Genomic DNA, 19,539 nt, shown 5'->3' on the forward strand with positions numbered 1-19,539 from the left:
AGGAGCAGGCTGGGCATGGCCGATGCGGAACGTGATCGGGTTCTCGCCGAATCCGGGGTTTCACGTGAAACAGGCGAGGCGTTGAACCTCTACGTTGAACAGCTGCGCCGCTGGCAGTCCGTGAAGAATCTCGTCGGTCCGGCGACGCTCTCGGAGGTCTGGTCGCGCCATGTGGCGGATGCCTTGCAGTTGCTCGCCCTGGTGCCGGAGGCGCGACGCTGGGTCGATCTCGGCTCCGGCGCCGGCATCCCGGGGCTGATCCTGGCCATTGCGGGGCGGGAGCGGCCCGGTTTTCACGTGAAACTGGTGGAGAGCAATGCGCGCAAATGCGCCTTCCTCACCGAGACGGCCCGGCTGACCAGGGCGCCGGTGCAGGTCCTGAACAAGCGCATTGAGGCTGTGATGCCGGATCTCGAGGTCACCGACATCGTCTGCGCCCGGGCCCTGGCGCCGCTGCAACAGTTGCTCGCTTGGTCGGAACCCTTGTTGAAAAAAGGTGCGATCGGCGTGTTTCCGAAGGGACGTGATGCAGCGGCGGAATTGACCGAAGCGCAGCGAGGATGGAGATTCGACCACGACCTGATCGCGAGCCGTACCGATTCTGACGCGCGCATCGTCTTGGTCACGAACCTTTCCCGCGTGGACGCATGACCCATACCCCCACAGACAAGCCCCTGCGCGTGATCGCGCTGGCCAATCAGAAGGGCGGCGTCGGCAAGACGACGACGGCGATCAATCTCGGCACGGCCCTGGCCGCCATCGGCGAGAGCGTGCTGGTGATCGATCTCGACCCGCAGGGCAACGCCTCCACCGGGCTCGGTATCGACCGGCGGCGGCGCAAGGTCTCGACCTATCATGTCATGGCCGGGGAGGCGCAGCTGCGCGACGCGGTGGTGGCCACGGCGGTGCCCCGGCTCTCCGTCGCGCCCTCGACCATGGACCTGCTCGGCCTGGAGCTGGAGCTCGCCAACGCCCCCGACCGGGCCCATCGGCTTCGAAGCATCCTCGGAAATCTCTCAGCCGCCTCGGAGCCTCCGGGTTTCGGCTACGTGCTGATCGACTGTCCGCCCTCGCTTAACCTGTTGACGATCAACGCGCTGGCCGCAGCCGACGCCGTCCTCGTCCCCCTCCAATGCGAATTCTTCGCCCTCGAAGGCCTCAGCCAACTTCTGCGTACGGTTGAGCAGGTTCGCTCGGCTCTGAATGCAAAGTTGCAGATCCAGGGCGTGGTGCTGACCATGTACGACCCGCGCAACAATCTTTCGGCCCAGGTCGTGGCCGATGTGCGCGGCTTTATGGGCGACAAGGTCTACGAGACGATGATCCCGCGCAACGTGCGCGTGTCCGAGGCGCCCTCCCACGGCAAGCCGGTGCTGCTCTACGATTTGAAATGTGCGGGGGCACAGGCCTATCTGCGGCTCGCATCCGAGGTGATCCAGCGGGAAGGTCGTGTGCCGCCGCCGGCTGCCGCTGCCTGACGAACAAGGTTTCCGACGGGTGCTGGCGAACGGTCCGGCCTCGATGGTGTGATGGAGTAGGTCTTTTGGCGATGGCGGATGAATCGGCGCGGCCGCGCCTGGGACGCGGACTTGCCGCGCTGATCGGCGATTTCAACGATGAGGAGACCGGTGGCGAGGCGCGCGGAGCGGAGGCGCAGAAGAAGGTCGCCGTCGAGTTCCTGCGGCCGAACCCACGCAATCCTCGGCGGCATTTCGCCGAAACAGAGCTCGACGAGTTGGCCGCTTCGATCCGGACGCGCGGCGTCATCCAGCCGATCGTAGCGCGCGCCTTGAGCGGCGTCCCGGGCACCTTCGAGATCGTCGCGGGCGAGCGTCGCTGGCGTGCGGCGCAGCGCGCCGGGTTAACGGATGTGCCGGTGGTCGTGGTCGATATCGACGACCGGGCCTCGCTCGAATTCGCGATTCTCGAGAACGTCCAGCGCAGCGACCTGAACGCGATCGAGGAGGCCGCCGGCTACGAGCGGCTGATGCAGGAATTCAGCTATACGCAGAAGGAATTGGCCGAGATCCTGGGCAAGAGCCGCAGCCATCTCGCCAACACCCTGCGGCTTCTCCAGCTCCCTCTGGCGATCCAGGACCGCGTCACCGCCGGCGAGATCACTGCGGGCCATGCCCGCGCGCTCCTGGCTCTGCACGATCCCGAGGCCGTCGCCCGGCGCATCGTGGCGGAAGGCCTCTCGGTCCGCGAGGTGGAAGCCCTGGCCGCCGAGGAGGCGACTTCTTCGGACTTGCCGCGTCCTGGCCGGCCCCGGCGAGATCCGGTCGCTCATGCGGATCTGCGCACGCTGGAGCAGTCACTGACCAGGGCCTTGGGATTCGGTGTGGCCGTTAAGGCCAAGGCCAGTGGCGAAGGCGAGATCCGGATCCGTTACGGCAATGCCGAGGAGCTGGAGGCGCTTCGCCAGCGCTTGGGTGTCTGACGGGCCGCACTCCCGACGCTGGAGCCGGATCAGCCCCGCTTCGCGGCTCGTCCTGCAATCGAGAGCAGGACAGCGGCACCCTGGGCATGGGCGAGATCCGGCTCGGCCCTGCGGCAGGCCAGAATTGCGTCCTGAAGCAGGGTAACGGCCCGGCGCAAATCCTCGGTGGACCAGCGGGCGAATTGTGTTTCCACGAGCGCTTTGCGGCGGAAATGCAGTCCGCGCCAGGAGGCGGTGAGCTCGGAAGGGCCGGCACCCGGATTGTCGAGCCGGCCTGAGAGAAGCCCCAGAGCGTGACGCAGGGCGTTGCCGAGCAGCACGGAGGGATCCAGCCCTTCGTGGCGGAAGCGCCGATACTCGGCTTCCACCGTGGCGAGACGCCCGGCAAACGCGGCATCGATCAGGGTATTGAGAACGCTCGCGCCGACATCGCTCACCACCGCCTCGACATCGTCCAGGCTGACGCTCGATTGGCCATGCGCGTAGAGGGCCAGCTTGCCGATCTCCGAGAGGCTGGCTCGGCGGTCGCCGCCGAGGCTCGTGGCCAACACGTCCCGGGCATCCCGGGCGATGGAGAGGCCCTCGGCTTCGAGGGTCCGGTCGATCAACTCGGCGAGCGAGCGTGCGTCGTCCGCATAGCAAGGCAGGGCCAGGGCCTTGGATGAGCGCTCGCACAGGGTGCGAAGCGGGGCGGACTTGCTCAAGTCCCCCGCTTCCACCACCACACGCGCGCCGGACACCTCCGAGGCAAGCAGCGCTTCGACCGCGGGGGCGTAGTTGCGGCTTCCGCTCCGCACCCACACCGTGCGCGCCTCGCCGAACAGGCCGAGGGTGCCCGCTTCGTCCACCAAGCGTCCGGGATCCGACGCGAGGGCATCGCCTTCGATCCGGATCAACGCGAAGGGATCGTCCGTGTCGGGCACGAAGCGCTTGATGAGGGCGCTCGCCCGCTCACTGACGAGGCCCGTATCGGGCCCATAGACCAGCAGCACCAGCACATGGGCGGCAGGTCCACGGCGAATCAGGGCGTCGACGTCGCCGGCCTTGACCGCGGTCATCGCCGGGCCGTCACGAGCCGGCGGGCTTCACCGCGAGGACGGAGGCGATGCGAGTCTTGATCTGCTCGGCCAGAACCTTGGCAAGGCGGATCTCCGCGTCGCGGGCCGCGCGCAGGGAGGCAAAACGCTGGATCGAGCGGTCGTAGGTCGCGGTCGAGGTGGCGACGCCCTCGCTATAGACCTTGGTACCGTCCAGGCTCTCCAGAGAGAACTTGATCGTACCGATGATGGTACCGGCTTCGGCCCGCGCCGTCGTGGAGGACACGATCGGCGTGGTGACGGATTCGCTGCCCTGCATCTTGAGGCGATAGCGCTTCGGCGTCGCCGCTTGGCCCGAGCCGTCGAGATCGAACATCAGCTCGCTGCGGAGGTAATGACCGAGGCGCTCCTGGTCCTGCGCCATCACCACGTCGTCGACCTGCACGGAGGCGAGGGCGACCTGCATGGACTCGCCCGAGGCGGTGGGACCGTAGAGCGGGCGGAAGCAGGCGGAGAGGTTGAGCGTCAAGCCCGCCGCAAGGGCGATCCGGATCCCCGTCTTCTTCGTCGCGAAACGCATCATCGTCCGGTGCCGCCCGCCCGTTTCCGCCCAAGCTTGTACGGCAGACGCCGTTCCGGGTCACTCTGCCACGCCATGCTTTACGAATCCTCTGCGGCTTGGACGTGGCAGGTGCCGAAATCGGGGCACTGCCTCATACGACGATGTTCACGATCCGCTGAGGCACCACGATGACCTTCTTCGGCGCGCGCCCCTCCAGGGCTCGCTGCACCGCCTCGAGCGCCAGCGTCGCGGCCTCGACGGCCTTGGTATCGGCCTCGCGGGGGATGGTGACGTCCGCCCGCTTCTTACCGTTGACCTGGACGGGGAGGGTGATCTCGTCCTCGACGAGGAGCGCGCGGTCCGCTTCCGGCCAGGGAGCCTCCGCCACGAGGCCCGCGCGGCCGAGCGCCTGCCAGCTCTCCTCGGCGAGATGCGGCATCATCGGTGCGATGAGCTGCACGAGGATGCCGGCCGCTTCCGCGGCGGCTGCCTGCCCTGCTCCACCCCGCAATCCCTCGTCGAGGGCATTTGCCAGGGTATAGATATGGGCGACGCAGCGGTTGAAGCGCAGCCGCTCCACATCCTCGCCGACGGCGGCCAGCGCCTTGTGCGCGGCCTTGCGGAGCGCCGCATCGGTCGGCCCGCCGGCACCCTGCGCCGCAGCCGCATTCTGAACGATACGCCAGACGCGCTGCACGAAACGCGCGGCGCCCTGCACGCCCTCCTCCGTCCAGATCACGTCCCGCTCCGGCGGCGAGTCGGACAGCATGAACCAGCGGGCCGTGTCCGCGCCGTAGCTCGCGATGATGTCGTCGGGATCGACCACGTTCTTCTTCGACTTCGACATCTTCTCGATGGCGCCGATCGCAATCGGCCCACCGGTTTTCACGTGAAAAGCCCGGCGTTCGCCGCCTTCGCTGTCGAAGCGGATTTCCGCCGGCGGCACCCAGGCGCCGCCTTCGTCCTTGTAGGTCTCGTGAACCACCATGCCCTGCGTGAACAGGCCGGCGAAGGGTTCGGAGACGCCGGCCCAGCCGGTCTCGCGCATCGCCCGCGTGAAGAAGCGGGCATAGAGCAGGTGCAGGATCGCGTGCTCGATGCCGCCGATATACTGGTCGACGGGGAGCCAGTGGTCGACGGTCCCGCGGTCGGTCGGCGCGTCGGTCAGCCAAGGGGCGGTGAAGCGGGCGAAGTACCAGGACGAGTCCACGAAGGTGTCCATGGTGTCGGTCTCGCGCCGCGCTGCCGCGCCGCAACGCGGGCAGGGCACGTTGCGCCAGGCATGGTCGCGCTCCAGCGGATTGCCGGGCACATCGAAGGAGACTTCCTCCGGCAGTTGCACCGGCAAGTCCGCGACGGGCACGGGCACCGGGCCGCAGGTCTCGCAATGGATGATCGGGATCGGGCAGCCCCAATAGCGCTGGCGCGAGACGCCCCAGTCGCGCAAGCGGAACTGCACCTTGCGCTGCGCCACCTGAGCGCCGCCGAGCACCTCCGCTTCGAGCCGGTTCGCGACCGTGCGGAAAGCCTCCTCCGTGCTCATGCCGTCGAGGAAGCGCGAATTGATCATCCGCCCCTCCCCGTCATAGGCGGTGTCGGTGATCACGAAGCTCGCCGCGTCCTGGCCCTCGGGGCAGACGACCGGCGTGTTGCCGAGCCCGTACTTGTTGGCGAAGTCGAGGTCGCGCTGGTCATGCGCCGGGCAGCCGAAGACGGCGCCCGTGCCGTAATCCATCAGCACGAAGTTCGCGACGTAGACGGGCAGCTCCCAGGCCGGGTCGAGCGGGTGGCGGACCCGCAGGCCGGTGTCGTGCCCGAGCTTCTCCGCGGTGTCGATCGCCTCCTGCGCCGTGCCGATCCGGCGGCATTCCTCGATGAAGGCCTGCAGCTCGGCCGAACGCTCCGCCAGGGCGGTGGCGAGGGGATGGTCGGCGGCGATCGCCAGGAACTTCGCGCCGAACAGGGTGTCGGGCCGGGTCGTGTAGACCTTGATCGTATCGATCTCCCCCTGGGGCTTCGTGAGACCGAAGCGGACCTCCAGGCCCTCGGAGCGGCCGATCCAGTTCTTCTGCATCAGCCGGACCTTCTCCGGCCAGCGCTCCAACCCGTCGAGGGCGTCGAAGAGGTCCTGCGCGAAGTCGGTGATCTTGAAGAACCACTGCGTCAGCTCGCGCTGCTCGACCAGGGCACCCGAGCGCCAGCCACGCCCGTCGATCACCTGCTCGTTGGCGAGCACGGTGTGGTCGACGGGGTCCCAGTTCACCTTGGCGGTGCGGCGGGTGACGAGTCCCTTCTTCAGGAAGTCGAGGAACATGCGCTGCTGGTGCTTGTAGTAGGCGGGATCGCAGGTCGCGATCTCGCGGCTCCAGTCGAGTGACAGGCCCATGCTCTGCAACTGGCCGCGCATGGTGGCGATGTTGTCGTAGGTCCAGGCGCGCGGGTTGACCTTGCGCTCCATGGCCGCGTTCTCGGCGGGCAGGCCGAAGGCGTCCCAACCCATCGGATGGAGCACGTTGAAGCCCTTGGCGCGCTTGTAGCGGGCCACCACGTCGCCCATGGCGTAGTTGCGGACATGGCCCATGTGGATGCGCCCCGACGGATAGGGAAACATCTCCAGCACGTAGTATTTCGGGCGCGGATCCTCGTTCTTCGTCGCGAAGATCCCGGCCTTGGCCCAGGCCTCCTGCCAGCGCGGCTCGGCATCCTTGGCGTTGTAGCGCTCGGGTGCGGTCGGGTTCGGGTTCGTCATGGCTCGGGTCGCGGCGCGGGAAACGGGCAGGCGCAGGCTTGAGGCGGGCGCGGTCGGGCCGGCACTAGCATATCCGCGGCGCGCAGCGTCAACGGCGTATGCGGATCAGGTGTGCTGACGCGTCGCCCCGCCCGTTTCCATCGAGCCTCACTCGCGCCGCCTATTGAACGTCCTGCGGGATTTTCCGTTTGCGGGGGAGGGGGCAACGCGACCATATCGCGGGGAGCCGGGACAGGAGGGCGCCGCACGGCCCCAAAGCCTATCGCGGCAGCGCTTGCAGGAGAGATCATGACGGACGCACCCGCCCCGCTCGACCAAAAGCCGCCGGTCGGCGAGGCCGATGTCGCGGCGGGTCTCGCGGACGTGCGCGAGGGCCTGCGCCGCGCCGCCGAGGACAGCGAGCGCGATCCGGCGGAGATCCGCCTCATCGCCATCTCGAAGACCGTGCCGGCGGAGGCGATCCTGCCGGCGCTGGAGGCGGGGCAGCGGATCTTCGGCGAGAACTACGTGCAGGAATCGAAGGCCAAGTGGCCGGGGCTCAGGGAGCGCTTTCCCGATGTCGAGCTCCACCTCGTCGGGCCGCTCCAGTCGAACAAGGCCCGCGAGGCGGTGGAGCTGTTCGACGTGATCCATTCCCTGGACCGGCTCTCCCTGGCCGCAGCTCTCGCCAAGGAGATCGAGCGTGTCGGGCGCCGGCCGAAACTCCTCATTCAGGTCAATACGGGGGAGGAGCCGCAGAAGGGCGGCGTCAGCCCCGGACAGCTCGCCACCCTGCTCGCCGAATGCCGCGACACGCATGGGCTCGTCATCAGCGGATTGATGTGCATTCCCCCGGCCGAGGATCCGCCCTCCCCCCATTTCGCGCTGCTCGCCCGGCTCGCGAAGGAGCACGATCTGCCCTTCCTCTCCATGGGCATGAGCGCCGACTATCCGGCCGCGATCCAGATGGGCGCGACCCATATCCGGGTCGGTACGGCGATCTTCGGCGCCCGGGCGAAGCGCTGAGAGAGGCCCGGCTCAGCCGATGGCGAGCCGGGTCTTCGGCCCGAGCCGGCGCAGGAGCCGCACGAGATCGGCGGGGCGCAGGGCCACACAGCCCTCGGTCGGGGGAAAACCGGGCCGGGCCATGTGCAGGAAGATCGCCGAGCCGCGACCCGGGCGGATCGGGCCGCGGTTATAGTCGAGGTCGATCACCACGTTGTAGAGGCCGTCTGGCCGCCACATCCGCTCCGCGCTGATCCCCGGCGCGGGCAGGCGGATCGGGCGGTTGTAGCGGCGGTCGCGCGGCGCATCGCACCAGCCGTCCTCGGGCCGCGTCGCCTTCAGGGGCAGCCGCGTCGCAGGGCGCAGGACGAACCGGTCCGGCCGGTAGGCGCCCCCCCGCAGGCGGAAGGTGCCGCGGGGCGAACCGCCATCGCCTTCCCGCTTGTTATGGACGATGCCGCCGCGGCCCAGGGCACAGGGAAGCACCAGCGGGCCGACCAGCAGCTTGCCCCGCCGCCGGTCCCCCGCCAGTGGCTTCGCGCGCAGGATCGTGATCGTGGTGCGCTTCATGGAAGGGACTTCTCCTCGGGGGCCCTATTGACCTGCGGTTTCGATCACGCACACGGAAATTGCTGCATAAGGGGTCAGCGCACGTTCCAAGTGTGGCAAAACGGATTAATTCTGCGGCTCAGGTCCAGCCTCCCCTGGCTGGGCTTTGGGAAGGAGTCGGGCTTGACGTCGCATCCTCTCCGCTGCGGTGGTCCGTTCGGGCCAACGGCCCGGCCCACAAACGCTCGGTGCGCCAAGGGAAAGTCTCCCCCTCGATGACGACAGCTTACCGCCTCCTCGTATGCGACGACGACGATGCGCTGCGCGAGACCCTGATCGAGCAGCTCGAGGGTTACGAGGATTTCAGCATCGTCAGCGAGGCGACAGCCGGTGCCGCGATCGAGCGTGTCTCTAACGAGCGCGTCGACCTCGCCGTGATGGATGTCGGCCTGCCCGACCTCGACGGGCGCGAGGCGGTGCGCGTCATGCGCCGCAACGGTTATCGCGGCCCCATCATCATGCTGACCGCCCAGGACTCGGAGGAGGACACGGTCGAGGGCCTGGAATCGGGCGCCAACGACTACGTCACGAAGCCCTTCAAGTTCGCCGTGCTGCTCGCCCGCATTCGTGTGCAGCTGCGCCAGCACGAGGCGAGCGAGGATGCGGTCTTCCAGATCGGCCCCTACACCTTCCGGCCCGGGGCGAAGCTTCTCGTCGGCGATCGCGGCTCCAAGCTGAAGCTGACCGAGAAGGAGACGGCGATCCTGCGCTTCCTCTACCGCGCGGGCCGCGAGGTGGTGCCTCGGGATACCCTGCTCGCCGAGGTCTGGGGCTACAACGCGCAGGTCACCACCCACACCCTCGAGACGCATATCTACCGCCTGCGCCAGAAGATCGAGCCGAACCCCGCCGCGGCCGAGATCCTCGTGACCGAAGCTGGGGGCTACAAGCTGCTGCCGTGAGGGGCGGCGTTTCGCAGGCGCGCGGCTTCCGCTAAGGTCCCCGCCGGATCCTGGCGGGTTGGCGGGACGAGGCGTGAGGCGAGGGACGGATTGGGGCTCGACGACGACATCGCGATCCTCGCCGCCGCGCCCGTGTTCGAATTCCTCGACCGCGACGCCCTGCGCCTGCTCACCTTCGCCGGGGAGCGGCGCCAGCTGGCAGCGGACGAGGTGCTGTTCGCCCGCGGCGAGCGCTCGGACGGCGGCTATGTCGTGCTCTCCGGCCTGATTGCGCTGATGCCGCGCGCGGACGGGGCCGAGCCGGTCCTGGCCGGTCCCTCGACCCTGATCGGGCGGCACGCGCTCTTCCTGGCGGGGGAGCGGCCGGCGGAGGCGCGGGCGCGGGAGGGCTCCGAAGTGATGCGGATCACGCCGCAACTTATGGCCCGGGTGCTGCGCGAATTCCCCGAAGCCGCGACACGGATCCATGGCTGGCTCAGCCAGGATCTGGCGGCGCTGAGCGGGGCGCTGGCCGATCTGCGCGGGCGATTCCTCACGCCGGTCTGAGACGGCACCTTCGGGGCGAAGAATTCCCTGGGACGTGAAGAAGAGCGGCGGGCGAAGGCCCGGTGACAGGGCGGGCGTGCTTTTGTAAGCACCGGTCTCGTTTCCACGCCGTCGAAAGCCGCGACCGATGTCCCACGCCGATCTCGAAAAGACCATCGAAACCGCCTGGGAGGAGCGCGCCGGCATCTCGACCTCGACCACCGGCGCCGTGCGCGAGGCGGTGGAGGAGGCGCTGAACCTGCTCGATTCCGGGCGCGCCCGCGTCGCCGAGAAGGTGGGCGACAGCTGGCAGGTCAACCAGTGGCTGAAGAAGGCGGTCCTGCTCTCCTTCCGTCTCAACGACATGGTCGCGATCGAGGGCGGCCCGGGCGGCGCTCCCTGGTGGGACAAGGTCTCGTCCAAGTTCGCCGGCTGGGGCGAGGCGGAGTTCCGGGCCGCCGGCTTCCGCGCGGTGCCCGGCTGCTTCGTGCGCCGCGGCTCCTTCATCGCCCCCGGCGCCGTGCTGATGCCGAGCTTCATCAATCTCGGCGCCCATGTGGGCGAGGGCACCATGGTCGACACCTGGGTGACGATCGGCTCCTGCGCCCAGGTCGGCAAGAACTGCCACATCTCGGGCGGAGCCGGCATCGCGGGCGTGCTGGAGCCCCTCCAGGCCAATCCGGTCATCATCGAGGACAATTGCTTCATCGGCGCCCGCGCCGAGGTGGCCGAGGGCGTGATCGTCGGCGAGGGCTCGGTGCTCTCGATGGGCGTCTATATCGGCGCCTCGACCCGCATCATCGACCGCACCACCGGCGAGACCTTCTACGGCCGGGTGCCCCCCTATTCCGTGGTCGTCTCCGGCACGACGCCCGGCAAGCCGCTGCCGGACGGCACCCCCGGCCCGGGCCTCTACTGCGCGGTCATCGTCAAGCGGGTCGATGCGGGCACGCGGGCCAAGACCGGTATCAACGAACTCCTGCGGACCTGATCGGGAGCCTCACGGCGATGGCGGAGACCCGCATCCTCGATCTCGCCATCGCCGGAACGCCCGTGCCGACGCCCTGCGCGGTTCTCGGCACGGGCTCGGAGGCGCTGCTCCTGCCGGCCCTCTCCTCCATCTCGGCGCGTGAGGAGATGCTGCCGCTCGCGCAAGAGCTCGGCGGGGCCTATCGCTGCCGCGTGCCGGACTGGCCCGGCTTCGGCGCGCAGGCGCGTCCGCGCCTGCCCCTGAATCCCGGCACCCTCCACGCCTTCCTGGACGCCCTGCTCGCCGCCGCGCCCGGCCCCTATGCGCTCGGCCTCGCGGCCGGCCATGCCGCAGGCTATCTCGTCGCCGCCGCGGCGCGGCATCCCGGCGCCTTCGAGAGGCTGGTCCTGGTCGCCCCGACCTGGCGCGGTCCCCTGCCGACGGTGATGGGGCAGGAGCGGGCGCCGCTCTTCGCCCGCATCCGCCGGGCCGTCGAAGCGCCGGTGCTCGGCGAGGCGCTCTACCGGGTCAACATCAGCCCGCCGGTGATCGGGCGCATGATGCGCGCCCATGTCTATGCCGAGGCCGATCACGTCACGCCGGAGGTGATCCGCGCCAAGCATCGGATCACGCGGCAGCGTAACGGCCGCTTCGGCACGGCGGCCTTCGTGACCGGCGGCCTCGACCCGGTGAAGAGCCGCGAGGCCTTCCACGCCCTGTTCCGGCGCCCCCTGCCCCCTCTGAGCGTGCTCCGCCCCGTCGGGGCCCCGCGCCGCTCGGCCGCGGAGATGGACGCGTTGAGCGCCACACTCGGCCATCCCGCGACGACTATTCCCGGCGCCCTCAGCCCCCATGAGGAATACCCGCGGGAGGTGGCTGCCGCCGTGAGGGTGACAGTGTCCGCGAACGCTTGCGCGTGAGCCCCTCCGTGACGGGACTGAGAAGGTCACGTCGCACGTCGATGCTATGCCGGTGCCCCATCCGTCGCCGCGAAGTCAGGACCCGAGATTGATGCCCCGTCTGTCGACGTTCCTCGCTGCCCTGCTCACGGCGATCCCGATGGTGGCCTCCGCCGCCCCCGAGACGGCGGCCCCCTCCGTCGGGGCCGATCGCCTCAAGGCGGGCAAGCCGGCCCCCTATCTCGACGACACCAAGACCCCCGATATCCTGGCGATCCTGCCGCCGCCGCCGGCCGGCCACTCGGCGGCCGAGGCGGCCGACCGGGCTGCCTTCAACGCCACGCGGGCCTATAACGGGACGGAGCGCTGGGCCCTCGCCACGGCCGACGTGGCGGACGGGGCCTCGGCCATCCTCAGCGACTTCTCCTGCGTGCTCGGGCAGCGTATCGACCAGGCCCGCTTTCCCGACCTGATGAACCTGCTCGAGCGGGTCCGTGTCGACATCGCCCGTTCCACGCGGTCGACGAAGCGGCATTATCGCCGCCTGCGCCCGTTCATCGGCAACGACTCGCCGATCTGCGTGGTGCGCTCGCCGGAGCTGGCCGACAGCTTCAGCTATCCGTCGGGCCATTCGACCCAAGGATGGGCCTATGCCCTGATCATGGCGCAGCTCGTCCCGGAAAAGGCGACCCAGTTCATGGTGCGCGGCCGCGTCTACGGCGAGAGCCGGGTCGTCTGCGGCGTGCACTGGATGAGCGACGTGGAAGCGGCCCGCATGGCCGCCTCGGCCCTGGTGGCCGCCCTGCAGGGCAATGCCGATTTCCGGCGCGACCTCGAACGGGCCCGGGCTGACCTGACCAAGGCCCTCGCCTCGGCCGGAGAGAAGCCGGATCCCGCGATCTGCACCCGCGAGGATGCCGCCGCCCGCACGCCCCTGCTCTGATCGGCGCCCGGGAAGAGCATCGTCCTCCGGCGGTCCTTCGCCGGCAAAAAAGACCGCCGCGCCGACGGCGTGGCGGTCCCTTTCCGATCCTGGAACGAAGCGTCAGGCGGCGAGGTGGCGCGGCTCGTGACGGCCTTCCTTCACCTCCTCGACGATCTTGGCGCAGAAGGCGTCGAGGTCGCCGGGGTTGCGGCTGGTGATGATGCCGCCATCGGTCACCACTTCCTTGTCCTGCCACTCGCCGCCCGCATTGGCGACATCCGTGCGGATCGAGGCGAAGGAGGTGAGCTTGCGGCCCTTCACGGCGCCGGCCTCGATCAGGAGCCAGGGCGCATGGCAGATCGCGGCGACGGGCTTGCCGGAGGAAAGGAAGGTGCGGATCACCTCCATCGCCTTGGGCTCCAGCCGCAGCTTGTCCGGGTTGATCTGGCCGCCCGGCAGAACCAGGGCGTCGTAATCGGCCGGCTCGACGCTCTCGACGTCGCGGTCGACCTTCACGCTGCGGCCCCAATCGGTCTTGTCCCATCCCTTGATCGCGTCCTGCGACTGGCGGGATTTCGGTGCCGCGACGTGAACGGTCGCGCCGGCCGCGCTGAGCTTCGTCTGGGGGACGGTGAGCTCGCTCTCCTCGAAGCCATCGGTGGCGACGATGAGGATCTTGGCCTGTTGGATGTCAGGCATGGGCTGTTCTCCCGGCTGGTGACGGATTGCCTGGGCAACCGGGGCCTTCGGGGATCGTTCCAGCGACAAAGGGGCGTTCTCCCGCCGCGGGACGATCCCCGAAGGAGGCTCAGCCGCCGTAGCGCGTCACCAGCAGGTGATGGACGAGGCGCGCCGTCTGCACCTCGCCGCCCTCGGGCCGGCCGGGCTTGGTGGACGGGTTCCAGCCATACAGGTCGAAATGCGCATGCGCCTGCGTCTTCGGGGCGAAGCGGCGCAGGAACAGTGCGGCGGTGATCGCCCCGGCGAAGGGGCCGCCGGAGACGTTGTTGAGATCGGCGACCTTCGACTCAAGCAAGCTCGCATAGGGCGGGTGCAGGGGAAGCCGCCAGACCGGATCGAGCGCGGCGCGCGCGGCCGCCTCGATCTCCGTGGCGAGCGCGTCGTCGGGGGTGAAGAAGGCCGGGAGATCGGGGCCGAGGGCGACGCGGGCGGCCCCCGTCAGCGTCGCGAAATCGATCAACAGATCCGGTGCCTCCGCATCGGCGAGGGCGAGGGCATCGGCCAGGATCAGGCGGCCCTCCGCATCGGTGTTGCCGATCTCGACGCTGAGGCCCGCGCTGGAGCGGATGACGTCGCCGGGCCGGAAGGCGTTGCCGGCGATCGCGTTCTCCACCGTCGGGATCAGCACCCGGAGGCGAATCTTGAGTCCGGCACCCATGACCATCTCGGCCGTGGACAGGGCCACGGCCGCCCCGCCCATATCCTTCTTCATCAGCAGCATGCCGGCCGAGGGCTTGATATCGAGGCCGCCCGTGTCGAACACGACGCCCTTGCCGACGAGGGTGACCTTCGGCGCATCCTCAGGCCCCCAGCTCATGTCGATGAGTCGCGGCGCGCGGGGGGAGGCAGCTCCGACCGCGTGGACGAGCGGAAACCCGGCCGCGAGGGCCTCCCCCTCCGTCACCGAGAGGGTGGCCCCGAAGCGCGCGGCAAGCGTGCGGGCCGCGGCCTCGATCTCCGCCGGGCCGAGATCGTTCGAGGGCGTGTTGATGAGGTCGCGACCGGCCGCCACGGCGCGGGCCACGCGCAGCACGGCTTCGCCGTCGATGCCCTCCGGCGCGACGAGGCGTGGCGGCGCGGCCCCCGTGTCCCGGTACCGCGCGAAACGGTAGCTCCCCATCAGCCAGGCCAGGGCCGCCACCGCGGGCGCGCCGTCGCTCTCCGGCTCCAGGCGATAGTCGCCGGGCGGGAGCAGGCCGGGCAGGCGGCCGACCTGCAGGGGATCGCTGGAGGCGGATTCGAGATCGCCCAGGCCGAACAGCACCCGCTCGAGACGACCCTCCTGATCCGGCAGCAGGCAGAGCTTGCCGGCCTTGGGCGTGAAGTCGAGCGCCTTCGCGAAGGCCTGTTGTGAAGCGGGCAGGCTGGCGGCGAACTCCGCCCAGCGCGCCAGACCGAGGCAATGGACCGGGACCGAAGGGCTGCCGGCGGGTAGGAGATCCAGGGAGGAGGGTTCGGTCCGTTCGATCGACATGCGCGAAGCCGCTTGGAGGGCAGGGAGGTTTTCCCGTGAAACGTCTCCGGCTTACCGACTCCGACCGGGTTCGGCCAGGGTGCCGCGCTCCTCCCGAGCCGGCGGCAGGGCCCCCAGTGCGCCCCCGCCGGAGATGCTTAACGCAGCGTTAGGGTTAACGACCTATCACCTCTGGGCCGCTCGCGCGCTGGCGCCGCGGCTTGGTTGCGGAGAAGATCATGATGCGGCGGTTCGGCCTTTCCCCTGAGCTTTCGGGCGGGGTTGTCGGTTCGCGCCCCCTCGCCGTCGCGGCTCTGACGGCCCTTCTTCTGGCCGGCTGCCAGTCGGGTTCCCCCGAGACCACCGGCTCGATCGGAGGCGTCTCGATGTTCCAGAGCAAGCCGGAGGGCGGGGGCCGTGTGTCCAAGGCGGATGTCGACGCCCTCGCCGCCCGCTACAATTCCGACCCGTCCGATGTCGGCGCCGCGATGCGCTACGCGCGGGCCCTGCGCGCCACCGAGCAGGCGCCCCAGGCGGTCGCCGTGCTGCAACAGACGGCGTTGCGCAATCCGAAGAACCAGGCCGTGCTCGCCGCCTACGGCAAGAGCCTGGCCGAGGTCGGGCGCTTCCAGGAGGCGCTGGAGGTCCTTCAGAACGCGCATACGCCCGCGCAGCCCGATTGGCGGGTGCTCTCGGCGCAGGGCACGGTGGCCGATCAGATGGGCGATTCCGCCCGCGCCCAAGGGCTCTACGAGGCGGCCCTCAAGATCGCGCCGAACGAGCCCTCCGTCCTCTCGAATCTCGGCCTCTCCTACGCGCTCTCGCGCAAGCTCGACTTGGCCGAGACCACGCTGCGCCTCGCCGCCACGCAGCCGCGGGCCGATTCCCGCGTGCGCCAGAACCTCGCCCTCGTCCTCGGGCTGAAGGGTCGCCTGGACGAGGCCGAATCCGTGCTGCGCCAGGATCTGCCGCCAGCGGAGGTGGCCGCGAACATGACCGCGCTGCGCACCATGGCGGCCCGCGCCGGCGCGGGAAGGCCGACCCGCGCGGCCGGCCGCAAGCCGGCGCAGGTCGCCGCCGCTCAGTAAGGATCGAAGCACGCGGCCCCGGATCCCGGCCGCCGGCCGGGACGGGGCCGAATCCCTGGGGCTCGCCGCCTCCGCTCATCGAGGCGGCTGGAGGCAGGGGGCCAGCGGGGGGCTCTTCCGCGCGCCTGCTCGGTTTCCACGTGAAACCGGACGGAGCCGCCGATCCTACTTGAAGCCGAAGGCCTGGATGATCGCCGGCGTCAGGATCACCACGAACAGCACGGGCAGGAAGAACAGGATCATCGGCACGGTCAGCTTCGGCGGCAGCGCGGCGGCCTTCTTCTCGGCCTCGGTCATGCGCGTGTCGCGGCTCTCCTGCGCCAGCACGCGCAGGGCCTGGCCGAGGGGCGTGCCGTAGCGCTCCGCCTGGATCAGGGCGGTGGTGAGGGCCTTGACCGATTCCAGCCCCGTGCGGTTGGCTAGGTTCTCGTAGGCGTTGCGGCGGTCGGGCAGGAAGGAGAGCTCGGCCGTCGTCAGGGCGAACTCCTCCGCCAGCACCACCGACTGGGTCGCGATCTCCGTGCTGACCCGGCGGAAGGCGTTCTCCATCGACATGCCGGATTCGACGCAGATCAGGCTCAGGTCCAGGGCATCCGGCCAGGCCCGCTTGATCTCCGCCTGCCGCTTGCTGATCTGGTTCGAGAGATAGATCTCCGGCAGCTTGATGCCGATGAAGGTCGCGAGCAGCACCAGGCCGACGCGCACGAGGAAGGGCTGGTCGATCGCCTGGAGCACGAAGAGGTAGAACAGCGCGAACAGCGCCATCCCCGCGGGCATCACCAGCCGGAAGAAGAGGAAGGCCGTCTCCGCGCTGGTGGAGCGGTAGCCCGCCATCATCAGCTTGGCCTTGGCCGTTTCCGTGCCGAGCCATTTGCTGAGATTGAACTGCTCCACGATCCTTTTCATGTAGGCCTTCGGCTCGACGCGCAGCGAGCCCTTGCCGTTGTTGAGGCGCTCGCGCTCGCGCAGGCGGATCTGCTCGCGCTCGTCGCTCACGAGCTTCATCCGCTTGCCGAGCGGGTCGGGCTCCAGCAGCGGCTGCAGCAGCGTGAAGGCGGTCGCGGCCACGGCGATGCCGGTCAGGACCATGCCGACGAAGCGGGGATCGGAGATCTTCTCTGCGATGAGCTCAAGCATGGCGTGCTCCGCCCGCGGGAAACCGGAGCGCCAGACCCGTCCGGTGCGGGCATGGCGCGGAGAGGAAGGTCATGACGGGGACCGGCCGTCAGATGTCGAAGTTGATCATCTTCTTCATCACCAGGATGCCGACGAGCATCCAGATCCCCGAGAGTACGAGCGCGATCTTGCCGACATTCGTGGTCCAGAGCAGCGAGACGTAATCCGGGCTCGACAGATAGGTGATCAGGGCGACGCCCACCGGCAGGCAGCCGATGATCGCCGCCGAGGCCTTGGCCTCCATGCTCATCGCCTGCACCTTCGCCCGCATCTTGCGGCGCTCGCGCAGCACCCGCGACAGGTTGCCCAGCGCCTCGGAGAGGTTGCCGCCGGATTTCTGCTGGATGGCGATCACCACGGCGAAGAAGTTCACTTCGGTGACGGGCACGCGGTCATGCATGCGCAGGATCGCGTCGCTCATCGACAGGCCGAGCCCCTGGGCCTCCATCGCCATGCGGAACTCGCTGCGCAGGGGCTCGCGCGCCTCCCGCGAGATGATCCGCAGGCAATCGCCGAGGGGGATGCCCGAGCGCAGGCCACGCACCACCACGTCGATGGCGTTCGGCAATTCCTCGACGAAGGTCTTGATGCGCCGCTTCTGCAGGAAGGCCAGGATCCAGAGCGGCAGGCCGAAGCCGCCCGCGATGAGCGCGCCGGCCGCGGTCACGGGGCTGCCGGTCATCATGAAGCCGAGGCCCGCTGTGAGCAGGGCGAGGGCGACGGAGACGAGGAGGTATTTCTGCCGCGTCCAGTCGAGCCCGGCCCGGGCGATCTTGAGGTCGAGGGTGACCTTGGTCTTGTCCTTCTTGGCCTCCAGCTCCTTGAGGCTCTTGGCGACCTGCTCCCGGCGGTTGACGGCCGTGACGCGCTCGACCCCGGAGGCGCGGGAGCCCTCGATCGCCTTGCGGCGTTTCTCCGCGCGGTTCTCGCCGGAGAGCCAGGGCATCAGGACGACATAGGCCAGCGCCCCTGCGGCGACGGCGGCAAGGCCGGCCGCGAGCGGCGCGGAGCCGCTCACGGCTCGTCTCCGGTATTGCCCACGGCGGCGGCGTCCAGCGCCTCGGCCAGGGCCCGCTCCTCGCCGTAATAGCGCGCCCGCTCCCAGAAGCGCGGGCGGCCGATGCCGGTGGAGCGGTGGCGCCCGATCAGCTTGCCGTTCGCGTCCTCGCCGATGATGTCGTAGACCATGAGGTCCTGGGTGATGATGACGTCGCCCTCCATGCCCATCACCTCCGTGATGTGGGTGATGCGGCGGGAGCCGTCGCGCAGGCGCATCGCCTGGATGATGACGTCGACCGAGCCCACGATCATCTCGCGCAGGGTCCGCGAGGGCAGCGTGAAGCCGCCCATGGTGATCATGGATTCGATACGCGACAGGCATTCTCGGGGGCTGTTGGCGTGCAGCGTGCCCATGGAGCCGTCGTGGCCCGTATTCATGGCCTGGAGCAGGTCGAAGGCCTCGGGCCCGCGCACCTCGCCGACGATGATCCGCTCGGGCCGCATGCGCAGGCAGTTTTTCACGAGGTCGCGCATGGTGACCTGCCCCTGCCCCTCCATGTTCGGGGGGCGGGTTTCGAGGCGCACCACGTGCGGCTGCTGCAATTGCAGCTCGGCCGCGTCCTCGCAGGTGATCACGCGCTCGTCGTGCTCGATATAGGCGGTCAGGCAGTTGAGCAGGGTGGTCTTGCCCGAGCCGGTGCCGCCGGAGATGACCACGTTGCAGCGGGTCTTGCCGATGATCTGAAGGATCTTGGCGCCCTCCTTCGAGATCGCGCCGAACTTCACGAGCTGATCGAGGGTCAGCTTGTCCTTCTTGAACTTTCGGATCGTCAGGGCGGGCCCGTCGATGGCCAGGGGCGGGGCGATGACGTTGACGCGGGAGCCGTCCGGCAGGCGCGCGTCGCAGATCGGCGAGGCTTCGTCGACCCGGCGCCCGACCTGGCTGACGATGCGCTGGCAGATGTTCATCAGCTGCTGGTTGTCGCGGAAGCGGACATTCGTCAGCTGGATCTTGCCGCCGACTTCGATGAAGGTCCGGTCGGCCCCGTTCACCATCACGTCGGCGATGTCGTCGCGGGCGAGCAGCGGCTCCAGGGGGCCGTAGCCGAGGACGTCGTTGCAGATGTCGTCGAGCAGCTCCTCCTGCTCGGCGATCGAGAGGACGATGTTCTTGAGGCCGATGATCTCCGAGACGATGTCGCGGATTTCCTCGCGGGCCGTCTCGCCGTCGAGGCGGGCGAGCTGGGTGAGGTCGATGGCCTCGATCAGCGCGCCGAAGACCATGCTCTTCGTGCGGAAATAGTCCTCGGATTTCTGCATCGGCGGCGGCGGCGGCGCGGCCGCCGGGCGCGCGACCGGATCGGGCGCGGCGCGGCGCGGCTCCTCCGCCGGCGGCGGAGCCGTCCGCGCGGCGGGCACGGCCGGACGGGTCGGGGTCGGGGCTGCGCTGGATCTACGACCGAACATGCCGCTGCGCTTT

Annotated in this window: 19 protein-coding genes; 10 read left to right on the plus strand and 9 right to left on the minus strand. The window is 69.3% G+C overall.

What is annotated here, in order from left to right; genetic code table 11:
• Window positions 1–15 precede the first annotated feature (15 nt).
• The 3 genes from rsmG (at window position 16) to MMB17_RS06700 (ending at window position 2,440) form a co-directional block, all read left to right on the plus strand.
• On the plus strand, window positions 16–651 hold the full coding sequence (rsmG, locus tag MMB17_RS06690; RefSeq protein ID WP_241101517.1) for a 16S rRNA (guanine(527)-N(7))-methyltransferase RsmG: 636 nt from the start codon (window positions 16–18) through the stop codon (window positions 649–651).
• A complete protein-coding gene (locus MMB17_RS06695; RefSeq protein WP_238309427.1) occupies window positions 648–1,478 on the plus strand; it encodes a ParA family protein in 831 nt (276 codons plus the stop codon). The genes rsmG and MMB17_RS06695 overlap by 4 nt, the downstream gene beginning before the upstream one ends.
• A gap of 71 nt (window positions 1,479–1,549) precedes the next feature.
• Window positions 1,550–2,440, plus strand: coding sequence for a ParB/RepB/Spo0J family partition protein (locus MMB17_RS06700; RefSeq protein WP_241101518.1), 891 nt, complete (start codon window positions 1,550–1,552; stop codon window positions 2,438–2,440).
• A 29-nt stretch (window positions 2,441–2,469) separates the two neighbouring features.
• Here the strand turns inward: MMB17_RS06700 and holA are convergent, their stop codons facing one another.
• The 3 genes from holA to leuS all read right to left on the minus strand — a co-directional run bounded on the left by holA (window position 2,470) and on the right by leuS (window position 6,788).
• A complete protein-coding gene (holA, locus tag MMB17_RS06705; protein WP_241101519.1) occupies window positions 2,470–3,498 on the minus strand; it encodes a DNA polymerase III subunit delta in 1,029 nt (342 codons plus the stop codon).
• Window positions 3,499–3,508: 10 nt separating this feature from the next.
• A complete protein-coding gene (lptE, locus tag MMB17_RS06710) occupies window positions 3,509–4,057 on the minus strand; it encodes an LPS assembly lipoprotein LptE (RefSeq protein ID WP_241102141.1) in 549 nt (182 codons plus the stop codon).
• A 133-nt stretch (window positions 4,058–4,190) separates the two neighbouring features.
• A complete protein-coding gene (gene leuS, locus MMB17_RS06715; protein ID WP_241101520.1) occupies window positions 4,191–6,788 on the minus strand; it encodes a leucine--tRNA ligase in 2,598 nt (865 codons plus the stop codon).
• A gap of 288 nt (window positions 6,789–7,076) precedes the next feature.
• On the opposite strand from leuS, the gene MMB17_RS06720 reads away from it, so the two are divergent.
• Window positions 7,077–7,793 (plus strand): YggS family pyridoxal phosphate-dependent enzyme, encoded by a 717-nt coding sequence (locus MMB17_RS06720; protein WP_241101521.1) that lies wholly within the window; start codon window positions 7,077–7,079, stop codon window positions 7,791–7,793.
• Between the two features lie 12 nt (window positions 7,794–7,805).
• On the opposite strand, the gene MMB17_RS06725 is transcribed toward MMB17_RS06720, so the two are convergent.
• Window positions 7,806–8,342 (minus strand): L,D-transpeptidase family protein, encoded by a 537-nt coding sequence (locus MMB17_RS06725; protein ID WP_241101522.1) that lies wholly within the window; start codon window positions 8,340–8,342, stop codon window positions 7,806–7,808.
• A gap of 254 nt (window positions 8,343–8,596) precedes the next feature.
• On the opposite strand from MMB17_RS06725, the gene MMB17_RS06730 reads away from it, so the two are divergent.
• The 5 genes from MMB17_RS06730 (at window position 8,597) to MMB17_RS06750 (ending at window position 12,620) form a co-directional block, all read left to right on the plus strand.
• A complete protein-coding gene (locus tag MMB17_RS06730) occupies window positions 8,597–9,283 on the plus strand; it encodes a response regulator transcription factor (RefSeq protein WP_238309421.1) in 687 nt (228 codons plus the stop codon).
• A gap of 90 nt (window positions 9,284–9,373) precedes the next feature.
• Window positions 9,374–9,829, plus strand: coding sequence for a Crp/Fnr family transcriptional regulator (locus MMB17_RS06735; RefSeq protein ID WP_238309420.1), 456 nt, complete (start codon window positions 9,374–9,376; stop codon window positions 9,827–9,829).
• A 127-nt stretch (window positions 9,830–9,956) separates the two neighbouring features.
• Window positions 9,957–10,799, plus strand: a complete 843-nt coding sequence (gene dapD / locus MMB17_RS06740; RefSeq protein WP_241101523.1) for a 2,3,4,5-tetrahydropyridine-2,6-dicarboxylate N-succinyltransferase — start codon at window positions 9,957–9,959, stop codon at window positions 10,797–10,799.
• Between the two features lie 17 nt (window positions 10,800–10,816).
• Window positions 10,817–11,698, plus strand: coding sequence for an alpha/beta fold hydrolase (locus tag MMB17_RS06745; protein WP_241101524.1), 882 nt, complete (start codon window positions 10,817–10,819; stop codon window positions 11,696–11,698).
• A 91-nt stretch (window positions 11,699–11,789) separates the two neighbouring features.
• Window positions 11,790–12,620: an acid phosphatase gene (locus tag MMB17_RS06750; protein ID WP_241101525.1), complete on the plus strand. Its 831-nt coding sequence runs from the start codon at window positions 11,790–11,792 to the stop codon at window positions 12,618–12,620.
• A gap of 102 nt (window positions 12,621–12,722) precedes the next feature.
• On the opposite strand, the gene MMB17_RS06755 is transcribed toward MMB17_RS06750, so the two are convergent.
• Window positions 12,723–13,301 carry a type 1 glutamine amidotransferase domain-containing protein gene (locus MMB17_RS06755; RefSeq protein ID WP_241101526.1) on the minus strand — a complete coding sequence of 193 codons (579 nt, stop codon included), beginning with the start codon at window positions 13,299–13,301 and terminating at the stop codon, window positions 12,723–12,725.
• Window positions 13,302–13,410: 109 nt separating this feature from the next.
• The gene (locus MMB17_RS06760) at window positions 13,411–14,817 is read right to left on the minus strand and encodes a leucyl aminopeptidase family protein (RefSeq protein ID WP_241101527.1); all 1,407 of its coding nucleotides are present in this window, start codon (window positions 14,815–14,817) and stop codon (window positions 13,411–13,413) included.
• Between the two features lie 221 nt (window positions 14,818–15,038).
• On the opposite strand from MMB17_RS06760, the gene MMB17_RS06765 reads away from it, so the two are divergent.
• Window positions 15,039–15,884, plus strand: a complete 846-nt coding sequence (locus MMB17_RS06765) for a tetratricopeptide repeat protein (RefSeq protein WP_241102142.1) — start codon at window positions 15,039–15,041, stop codon at window positions 15,882–15,884.
• A gap of 165 nt (window positions 15,885–16,049) precedes the next feature.
• Here MMB17_RS06765 and MMB17_RS06770 read toward each other — a convergent pair whose 3' ends face one another.
• The 3 genes from MMB17_RS06770 to MMB17_RS06780 form a co-directional block, all read right to left on the minus strand.
• Window positions 16,050–17,021, minus strand: a complete 972-nt coding sequence (locus tag MMB17_RS06770) for a type II secretion system F family protein (RefSeq protein WP_241101528.1) — start codon at window positions 17,019–17,021, stop codon at window positions 16,050–16,052.
• Between the two features lie 88 nt (window positions 17,022–17,109).
• Window positions 17,110–18,078 (minus strand): type II secretion system F family protein, encoded by a 969-nt coding sequence (locus tag MMB17_RS06775; protein ID WP_241101529.1) that lies wholly within the window; start codon window positions 18,076–18,078, stop codon window positions 17,110–17,112.
• On the minus strand, window positions 18,075–19,526 hold the full coding sequence (locus MMB17_RS06780) for a TadA family conjugal transfer-associated ATPase (protein WP_241101530.1): 1,452 nt from the start codon (window positions 19,524–19,526) through the stop codon (window positions 18,075–18,077). The genes MMB17_RS06775 and MMB17_RS06780 overlap by 4 nt, the downstream gene beginning before the upstream one ends.
• Between the last annotated feature and the right edge of the window lie 13 nt (window positions 19,527–19,539).

This window comes from Methylobacterium organophilum, assembly GCF_022533465.1.
GTDB classification, from domain to species: Bacteria; Pseudomonadota; Alphaproteobacteria; order Rhizobiales; family Beijerinckiaceae; genus Methylobacterium; species Methylobacterium organophilum.